Consider the following 9,349-nt stretch of genomic DNA (forward strand, 5'->3'; position numbering starts at 1 on the left):
CGGCCGGGACGCGTTCCGGCCGGTTCAGCGGACCGGCGCGTGCGACGCTGGCGCTGCGTGGGCGATGAGATTGCGCCGATGCGCGGTCAGCGGCGGCGCGTGCCTCGGCGGTGGGCCGGCGCAGCGCCTTCCAATGGCGGCGGCGTGCTTGCGGGCGCTGCCGCCGCCCCCGCTCGCGGCTGCGCGAACTCCGCCGCGATGAAATCGACGAAGCTGCGCACGCGCGCCGACATCTGCAGCCGGTGCGGATACACGGCGTAGATGTCCGCGGCCGGCGTCTCGCAATCGGGCAGCACCGGCACCAGCCGCCCGTCGGCCAGATAGTCGAGCACGTCCCATTCCGCGCGCATCAGGATGCCGTGCCCGTCGAGCGCCCATTTGACGGCGATCTCGCCGTCGTTGGTGGTCAGGCTGCCGCCGATCCGCACCGCCTCGGTGGCGCGCGCGCTGCCGCGCCCGTGCGTGAGCCGCCAGACGCCGTAGGCCTCGTCGCCCTGACGGATGCCGATGCAGTTGTGGCGCGCCAGATCGGCGGGCTTGCGCGGCACGCCGCGCGCGGCCAGATAGGCCGGCGACGCGCACAGCAGCCGGCGGTTCGACGCGAGCCGGCGCGCCACCACGCGCGTGTCGGGCGGCTCGCCGAAGCGGATGCAGATGTCGAAGCTGTCGTCGGTCAGCGGCGGCGTGACCGACAGCTGCAGCTGCACGTCCACCTCGGGATAGCGGCGCGCGTAGCGCGAAATGGCCGGGCCCACCGCGCTGCGGCCGAAGCCGAGCGTGGCGTTCACGCGCAGCAGCCCGCGCGGCTGGCCGTTCGCGTTCGACAGCAGATCGCCGAGCTGCTGGATTTCGTCGAGGATCTTGCGCGCGCGCTCCAGGTAGACATCGCCTTCCGGCGTCAGCGCCATGCGCCGCGTGGTGCGGTTGACGAGCGCCACGCCCGCGCGCTGCTCCATCTGCGCGAGCCGCTTGCTGACCGCGGCCGGCGTAAGGCCCAGCTCGCGCGCGGCGGCGCTGAGGCTGCCCGAGGCGGCGAGCGTCGAGAAGAACGCCAGATCGGCGGGCTGCACGGCATCGGTCATGACGTCCACTTGTGAATGGAAGTTAAAGATGCTTTGAGTCTAGCACCGGTTTTTACACCGGCCGCCGCGTTACCGTCACCGCACTGACAGACAGCCAAACGGAGACAACCGTATGAAGACCTATCGCATCGCCACCATTCCGGGCGACGGCATCGGCAAGGAAGTGATCCCGGCGGGCCGCCGCGTGCTCGAAACGCTGGCCGCCTCGGGCGCGGGCTTCGCATTCGATTTCGAGGATTTCGACTGGGGCGCCGATTATTACCGCCAGCACGGCGCGATGATGCCGGCCGATGGGCTGGACGCGCTGCGCGACAAGGACGCGATCCTGTTCGGCTCCGCCGGCGACCCGGACGTGCCCGACCACATCACGCTGTGGGGCCTGCGCCTGAAGATCTGCCAGGGCTTCGATCAATACGCCAACGTGCGTCCGACGCGGATCCTGCCCGGCATCGATGCGCCGCTCAAGCGCTGCGGCCCGAAGGACATGGATTGGGTGATCGTGCGCGAGAACTCCGAGGGCGAATACGCGGGCGTGGGCGGCCGCGTGCATCAGGGGCATCCGATCGAGGCCGCCACCGACGTGTCGATGATGACGCGCGCCGGCGTCGAGCGGATCATGCGCTTCGCGTTCCGCCTGGCGCAGTCGCGCCCGCGCAAGCTGCTGACGGTGATCACCAAGAGCAACGCGCAGCGCCACGCGATGGTGATGTGGGACGAGATCGCCAACCAGATCGCCAAGGAATTCCCGGACGTGAAGTGGGACAAGGAACTGGTCGACGCCTCCACCGCGCGCATGATCAACCGGCCGGCCTCGCTCGACACGATCGTCGCCACCAACCTGCACGCCGACATCCTCAGCGATCTGGCCGCCGCGCTGGCCGGCAGCCTCGGCATCGCGCCGACCGGCAACATCGATCCGGAGCGCCGCTATCCGTCGATGTTCGAGCCGATCCACGGCTCGGCGTTCGACATCATGGGCAAGGGCATCGCCAATCCGATCGGCACGTTCTGGTCGGTGGTCATGCTGCTCGAGCACCTCGGCGAGCGCGAAGCCGCCGCGCGCGTGATGCAGGCCGTCGAGGCCGTCACGGCCGACCCCGCGCTGCACACCGGCGATCTCGGCGGCAAGGCCACCACCGAGCAGGTGACGGCGGCGGTGTGCGCGCGAGTCGCGCAACGGGCGGCCGTCGCCGCCTGACGTCCGGCGGCGCGGGCCGCGCGCCCGCCGCCGCCTTCCGCTGTGTTCGACATGCACCACTGCGCCGCTCGCCAATCGGACGGCGGCGCGCCATCGAACGGGGCCGTAGAAGCCCGTCGATCACGACATTCGGCTTCCGTGGCGCGGCATCGCGCCGGGAGGCCGCAGGAGACACGCATGCAAACCGATCTCGAAAGCCGCGTTACCCGCAAGCTCATGTGGCGGATCATTCCGTTCGTGATGCTGCTCTACTTCGTCAGCTTCCTCGACCGCGTCAACGTGGGCTTCGCCGCGCTGACCATGAACGCCGATCTGGGCCTCACGCCGACCGCGTTCGGCTTCGGCGGCGGGTTGTTCTTCATCGGCTACTTCCTGTTCGAGGTGCCGTCGAACCTGATCCTCAGCAAGGTTGGCGCGCGCATCTGGATCGCGCGCGTGATGATCTCGTGGGGCATCGTCTCGGCCGCCGCCGCGCTCGTCACCGGGCCGGCCAGCTTCTATTCGGTGCGCTTCCTGCTCGGCGTGGCCGAGGCGGGCTTCTTCCCGGGCATCATCTACTACCTCGCGCAGTGGTTTCCGACGCGCCAGCGCGCCGTGGCCGCCGCGTGGTTCATGGCCGCCGCGCCGATCTCCACCGCGATCGGCTCGCCACTGTCGGGCGCGATCATGCAGTTGCCGTCCGTGTTCGGCATGCGCGATTGGCAGATGCTCTACGTGATCGAGGCCGTGCCGGCCGTGATCCTCGGCTTCGTGGTGCTGCGCGCGCTGACCGACAAGCCGGCCGACGCGCGCTGGCTCGCCGACGACGAGCGCGACTGGCTGATCGCCAAGCTCAAATCGGAAGCCGATGCGCGGCACGCGCGCGTCGGCCATACGATCGGGCCGATTGCCGCGTTGCGCGACTTGCGCGTGCTGGCGCTCGCGTTGATCTATTTCGGCACGTCGGCGGGGCTGTACACGCTCGGCTTGTGGGCGCCGCTGATCATCCGCCAGTACGGCTTCGATGCGCTGCAGACGGGCCTGCTTAACGCGATTCCGAGCGTGCTGGCCGTGGTGGCGATGATCCTCTGGGCGCGGCATTCCGATCGCACCGGCGAGCGGACGTGGCACGTCGTGATTCCGTGTGCGCTGGCCTGCGTCGGGTTCGTGTTCGCGGGCGGCGCGAGCACCATCGTCGGCGTGATTGCCGCGCTGGTGATCGTCAATATCGGCATCAGCGCCGCGAAGGCGCCGCTGTGGGCGATGCCGAGCCTGTTCCTGTCCGGCTCGGGCGCGGCGGCGGGGATCGCGATGATCAATTCGATCGGCAACCTCGGCGGCTTCGTCGGGCCGTTCGCGATCGGCTGGCTCAAGGGCGTGACGGGCAGCTACGCGGCGGGGTTGTACGTGGTGGGCGCGAGCCTGGCGCTGTCGGCGGTGTTGACGCTGGTGTTGAGCCGGCAGTCGGCGGGGCGCGGCGAGGCGGGAAATGCGGTGAGCGGGGGACGGTAGCGGCGTGGATCGCGCGCGGCATTACATCGCGTGCGGATCGAAGTAGGCCTGCCAGGTGGCGGGGTTCGCATCGAGCCCTGCCGCGCGTTTCAGCGCGGCCTTCGCCTTGGCCTGCGTCGTGCAGCCGAGCAGGGCGACGAACAGATTGACGTGCGTGTTGCGGTCGGTCGTGCCGAGGGAGATGGCGAGTTCGAGATGTTCGCGCGCCAGGGCGTGCTGCTGCAGATCGCAGAGCACCGCGCCGAGACAGGTCAGCACGGCCACGTCGTGCGGGTGGCGCAGGCGTTCCGCGTCGAGCAGCGCGGCGGCTTCGCGCAGCGTGTCGTCGAACGCATCCTGATCCTTCCAGGCTCGATCGACGATGGTGCGGGCGGCGTGGAGGCAGGCGAGAGCGGGATGGGTCATGGCGGGTGTGTGCGTGTCTGTCGAAATATCGCAGCCAGTTTCGGAATAATCGCATGGCGTGGCAATGCCGCCGGAGATAGTGTCGACGCCAATTCAAACGCGACAAGCCGATGTATTGCGATGGCGGAGAAATCCGGCTTGCCAATGGATCGCGGAAAACGCACGGCAACCTGTGGCGGGACAATACCGGCCTGGTGCTTCGGGTGTCTCCAGTGGAAAAACAGATCCCCGAGCGCGAATTGGCGCGCCGAGTTGCCGTGGATCGGCAATTGCGCCGTCTTCATCCGGCGCCGAGCACGTATCACGTCGTCGATTTGACGGGGTAACGAGTGTCGCCGCATCGCTCCAAAACACAAGGGCGCCCCGGATTGCTCCGGGGCGCCCTTGTTTCGATCGTCGCAGGCCTGCCAGCGAGCTGGCAGGCCATCAACCTCAAACCGCGTTGGCGGCCTTGGCCGACTTCTGCAGCTTGCCCTTGCCGGCGATCTTGATCTCTTCGAGCTTGATCTCGACGTGGCGCGAGAACACGTACTCGGCCGGACGTTGCTTGTCGATCGGAATATCCGGGGCGAACGCGCCTTCCGTCTTGATGCCCTTGCGGCTCAGCGCGAAGGCCTTCAGCGGGTTCGTGATGGTATCGACCACGGCGGTGGCTTCGAAGCCGCAGTGAACCATGCAGTCCGCGCACTTCTCGTAGTTGCCGACGCCGTAGTTGTCCCACTCCGTCGTTTCCATCAGTTCCTTGAAGGTCTTCACATAACCTTCGCCGACCAGATAGCACGGCTTTTGCCAGCCGAACACGGTACGCGCCGGGTTGCCCCACGGCGTGCACTTGTACGTCTGGTTGCCGGCCAGGAAGTCGAGGAACAGCGACGACTGGCTGAACGACCAGCGCTTGCCGCCCTCGCCGCGCTTGAAGATCTCGCGGAACAGGGTCTTGGTCTTGTCGCGGTTCAGGAAGTGCTGCTGATCCGGCGCGCGCTCGTAGGCGTAGCCCGGCGAGACGGTGATGCCGTCGACGCCCATCGGGCCCAGCGTGTCGAAGAACTTCGCCACGCGCTCGGGCACGGCGTCGTTGAACAGCGTGCAGTTGATGTTGACGCGGAAGCCGCGGCGCTTGGCTTCCTTGATCGCGGCCACGGCCTTGTCGTACGTGCCTTCCTGCGACACGGAATGATCGTGCGCTTCGCGGTCGCCGTCGAGGTGGACCGACCAGACGAAATACGGGCTCGGCTCGTAGTCGTCCATCTTCTTTTCCATCAGCAGCGCGTTCGTGCACAGGTACACGAACTTCTTGCGCTTCATGATGCCCTTGACGATTTCCGGCATGTCGCGGTGCAGCAGCGGCTCGCCGCCGGCGATCGAGACGATCGGCGCGTTGGCTTCGTCGACGGCCTGCAGGCATTCCTCGACGGACAGGCGCTGGTTCAGGATCGGATCCGGATAATCGATCTTGCCGCAGCCGTTACAGGCCAGGTTGCAGCGGAACAGCGGCTCGAGCATCAGCGCGAGCGGGTAGCGTTTGTTGCCGGACAGGTGTTTGCGCATGATGTATGCGCCGACCCGGACTTGCTGGAGCAACGGAATAGACAATTGATGTCCTCCTTAGACTTCGCGGGCGACAGCTTGCAGAAGCTTCGCCGGCAACTTGAATTCGACTTTTTCCTCGCGGCCGGTCATGGTGACGACGTCGACGGGGCCCAGCGCACGCAGCGCGGCAATCACGTCCTCGACCATTTCCTCGGGCGCCGACGCACCGGCCGTGAGGCCGATCGTCTGCGCGTTCGCGAACCATTCGGCGCGCACTTCCGAACCATCCGCCACGAGGTAGCTCGGCACACCGCTTTCGGTGCCGATCTCGCGCAGACGGTTCGAGTTCGAGCTGTTCGTCGCGCCGACGACGACCAGCACGTCCACCTGGTTGCTCAGCTCGCGCACGGCAGCCTGGCGGTTTTGCGTTGCATAACAGATGTCGCGCGTGTCCGGGCCGACGATGTCGGTGAACTTGCGCGTCAATGCTTCGATGATGCCGCGCGTGTCGTCGACGGACAGCGTCGTCTGCGTCACGTAGGCAACCGGCGTATCGACCGGCAGCGATAGCGTAGCAACCTCGGCTTCACTCTGCACGAGGGTGACTTCGGCGGGAATCTGGCCGATCGTGCCTTCGACTTCCGGATGGCCGGCATGCCCGATCAGGATCAGGCGGCGGCCGGCCGATACATACTGACGGCCCTGCACGTGCACTTTCGTGACGAGCGGGCACGTGGCGTCGAGCACATCCAGCCCGCGCGCCTCGGCATCCTTCTCGACCGTCTGCGCCACGCCGTGCGCGCTGAAGATCGCGACGGCGCCGTGCGGCACCTCGTCGAGTTCCTCGACGAACTTCGCTCCCTTGTTGCGCAGGTTGTCGACGACATGGCGGTTGTGAACGATTTCGTGCCGGACGTAGATCGGCGCGCCGTGCTGGAGCAGCGCGCGATCGACGATCTCGATCGCACGGACTACACCGGCACAGAAGCCCCGGGGTTGGGCAAGAATGACACGCATAAAGGGCGAACTCCGACGACTACGCGGGGTTCGAGACGGCCGGCAGGCCGGCCCGATCGCCCCAACTCGATGTTTATGGCAGCCGGTTCGAATGCACCGACCGCCAGATTAATCGCGCATTCTAACGCTATCGGCCCGGTCTTGCTTTGTATGACCCCGAAGGTGTTGCACTGCACCCGAATTCGCCGTCGCAACCCGGCCCGCCGAACCCGGATAAACTACGCGGTTTTGAACGCGCCCGGCGGCGGAGCTTGGCCGCGCGGGCCTCACAGGCGATCGGGATGGAAGTCCAATTCAAGGGTGTGTCCCCGCATGAAGCGCTGTTGCAGCGCGTGCACGGGTGGTTGGAAAACGGTGCGGCGGAGGGCGGCGTATGACGCTCCAGATCGTCTTTGGCCTGTCTTGTCTGTCCCTGATTATTTGGTGCGTGCTGTTGTTCGCGCGCGGCGGTTTCTGGCGCGCCAACCCGCCGGCGCCGCTGCCCGTTCCGGCGCGCGCGGCCGGAGAATGGCCGGCGGTGGCCGTGGTGGTGCCGGCGCGCAATGAAGTCGACGTGATCGGCGAGGCCGTGACGTCGCTGGTGCAGCAGGATTACCCGGGCGCGTTCCACGTGATCGTGGTCGACGACCACAGCACCGACGGCACCGCCGACGCCGCACGCGCGGCGGCGCTGGCCGCCCGGCACGCCGATCGCCTGACGGTGCTGAGCGCGCAGCCGTTGCCGGCCGGCTGGTCGGGCAAGGTCTGGGCGCAGTCGCAGGGCATCGCCGCCGTCCGCACGCTCGGCCTGCCGGCCGATTACCTGCTGCTGACCGACGCCGACATCGGCCATCCGGCCGACGCCGTGGCCCAACTGGTGACGCGCGCGCAGGCCGAAAGCCGCGATCTGGTTTCGCTGATGGTGCGCCTGCGTTGCGATTCGTTCTGGGAAAAGGCGCTGATCCCGGCGTTCGTGTTCTTCTTCGCGAAGCTCTACCCGTTCTCGTGGATCAACGACACGCGCAGCAAGACGGCCGGCGCTGCAGGCGGCTGCATGCTGGTGCGGCGCGCGGCGCTGGAGGAAGCGGGCGGCATCGAATCGATTCGCGGCGCGCTGATCGACGATTGCAGCCTGGCCGCGCAGATCAAGCATCGCGGCGGCAAGCATCATCCGATCCGGCTCGACCTGGCCGATCGCAGCGTGTCGCTGCGTCCGTACGACAGCTGGCGCGACATCTGGAACATGATCGCGCGCACCGCGTTCACGCAGTTGCGCTATTCGCCGCTGCTGCTGGCCGGCACGCTGCTCGGCATGTCGATCATCTATCTGCTGCCGCCCGTCGCGTCGCTCGCGTACGGCGCGCAGGCCTGGCCGGCGTGGCTCGCGTGGGCGGCGATGAGCGCGTCCTACGCGCCGATGCTGGCCTATTACCGGCGTTCGCTGCTGTGGGCGCCCGCGCTGCCGCTGGTCGCGCTGTTCTACAACGGCGCGACGTTCGCGTCGGCGTGGCGCTACTGGCGCGGCAAGGGCGGGCAGTGGAAGGCGCGCGTGCAGGCGCCGGTGGAGCGCTAAGGCGCGGGTGGCCGTGCGCGTTCAAGCGCCGCGGCCACGTCCTTCCAGACGCCGCCGAGCCTGAGCCGGTAATAGCACACCGCCGCGCGGTGACGCAGTCGCGATGTAAGCGAGCGCTCACATTTGGCCCGTTGCAAGTGGATTGCGGCCACCAGCGCGCGGGTGTCGAAGCCGAGCCAGATCGGCGGAATCGGCGTCAGCAGGTTCGGCCCGCAGACAGGCGCGACATCCTCGAAGAAAATCGTGCGCAGCGCGTCTTCCGGAAAGCGCGCGAGCTTGGCCGCTTCGGCGTCGTAGTCGATCTCGGTGTCGACGAAAAATTCCGACATGATGGCCCAGACGAATTCGCGCGTGGCGGTGTTCATCGGCGTGTTCAAGTCTGACAACCCTCCGCTGCGCGCGCTGCGCACCCGTCAACGAAAAACGGCACATCGATCTCGCGATCGTGTGCCGTTTTGCCTGTGAGGCCGCTCCGGCCCGCTGCCTTTACTGCGTCAGCAGCATGTACATCTGGATCACCGTGTCCGGCGAGAACGTGAACGGCACCCAGCCGTAGCCGGTGTGACGCGCGACCAGCAGGCGGTCGCCGTTCGACTGCTTCTGCACCGCCATCATCGGATTGCGGGTCGACACAAAACGCCAGCCGGCCGGCAGGCCCTTGGGTTGCTCGATCGTCATCGAGGCGCGCGCGTGCGCGAGCTCCTCGATCAGCTGGCTCAACTGCGACGGCGGGAACGGCACCTGATTGGCGCCGATCGTGAGCGTGACGGCGTCCTGCGACGGGCGGGCGACGACCAGTTTCGCGTCGGCGACGGCTTCGGCGGCCTGCGGTGCGGCGGCTTCCGTTGCCGTTTCGGCCAGCTTCGCGGCAGCCTGCGCGAGCGCGGCTTCCTTGTCGGCGGCTTCGCGCAGCACGGCTTCGGCCGTGGCCTTGTCGGAGGCGGCTTGCGCCGCGAGCAATTCGGCGGCGGCCTTGTCGGCCGATGCGAGCGCGGCCGTGGCCTGCGCGGCGGTGCGCTCCGATTCGAACTGCTCGGACGCGTCGGCCAGCGCGGCGCGCTCCGCGCAGTTCGA

8 protein-coding genes and 1 pseudogene are annotated in these 9,349 nt (G+C 67.6%); 3 read left to right on the forward strand and 6 right to left on the reverse strand.

Features of this window, described 5'->3' with window-relative positions:
• Positions 1 to 86: 86 nt before the first annotated feature.
• Positions 87 to 1,082, reverse strand: a complete 996-nt coding sequence (locus tag G3N92_RS26745) for a LysR substrate-binding domain-containing protein (protein ID WP_206130600.1) — start codon at positions 1,080 to 1,082, stop codon at positions 87 to 89.
• Between the two features lie 112 nt (positions 1,083 to 1,194).
• Here G3N92_RS26745 and G3N92_RS26750 point away from each other — a divergent pair, with 112 nt between their 5' ends.
• Positions 1,195 to 2,280: a tartrate dehydrogenase gene (locus G3N92_RS26750; protein WP_206130601.1), complete on the forward strand. Its 1,086-nt coding sequence runs from the start codon at positions 1,195 to 1,197 to the stop codon at positions 2,278 to 2,280.
• Between the two features lie 177 nt (positions 2,281 to 2,457).
• Positions 2,458 to 3,771: an MFS transporter gene (locus G3N92_RS26755; protein ID WP_206130602.1), complete on the forward strand. Its 1,314-nt coding sequence runs from the start codon at positions 2,458 to 2,460 to the stop codon at positions 3,769 to 3,771.
• 21 nt (positions 3,772 to 3,792) lie between these two features.
• Here G3N92_RS26755 and G3N92_RS26760 read toward each other — a convergent pair whose 3' ends face one another.
• The 3 genes from G3N92_RS26760 to ispH all read right to left on the reverse strand — a co-directional run bounded on the left by G3N92_RS26760 (position 3,793) and on the right by ispH (position 6,723).
• On the reverse strand, positions 3,793 to 4,176 hold the full coding sequence (locus G3N92_RS26760; RefSeq protein ID WP_206130603.1) for a hypothetical protein: 384 nt from the start codon (positions 4,174 to 4,176) through the stop codon (positions 3,793 to 3,795).
• Positions 4,177 to 4,608: 432 nt separating this feature from the next.
• Complete coding sequence (gene hpnH, locus G3N92_RS26765) at positions 4,609 to 5,769, reverse strand: adenosyl-hopene transferase HpnH (RefSeq protein WP_206130604.1); 1,161 nt, start codon at positions 5,767 to 5,769, stop codon at positions 4,609 to 4,611.
• Between the two features lie 12 nt (positions 5,770 to 5,781).
• A complete protein-coding gene (gene ispH, locus G3N92_RS26770; protein WP_206130605.1) occupies positions 5,782 to 6,723 on the reverse strand; it encodes a 4-hydroxy-3-methylbut-2-enyl diphosphate reductase in 942 nt (313 codons plus the stop codon).
• Positions 6,724 to 7,096: 373 nt separating this feature from the next.
• Here ispH and G3N92_RS26775 point away from each other — a divergent pair, with 373 nt between their 5' ends.
• Complete coding sequence (locus G3N92_RS26775) at positions 7,097 to 8,275, forward strand: glycosyltransferase (RefSeq protein ID WP_206130606.1); 1,179 nt, start codon at positions 7,097 to 7,099, stop codon at positions 8,273 to 8,275.
• Here G3N92_RS26775 and G3N92_RS26780 read toward each other — a convergent pair.
• Positions 8,272 to 8,640 (reverse strand): hypothetical protein, encoded by a 369-nt coding sequence (locus G3N92_RS26780; protein ID WP_206130607.1) that lies wholly within the window; start codon positions 8,638 to 8,640, stop codon positions 8,272 to 8,274. The genes G3N92_RS26775 and G3N92_RS26780 overlap by 4 nt on opposite strands.
• Positions 8,641 to 8,761: 121 nt before the next feature.
• Positions 8,762 to 9,349, reverse strand: a pseudogene (locus tag G3N92_RS26785) (hypothetical protein); the annotation flags it as partial.

Origin of the sequence: Burkholderia sp. Ac-20379, from assembly GCF_017104645.1 — a bacterium.
Taxonomy (GTDB): Bacteria; Pseudomonadota; Gammaproteobacteria; order Burkholderiales; family Burkholderiaceae; genus Burkholderia.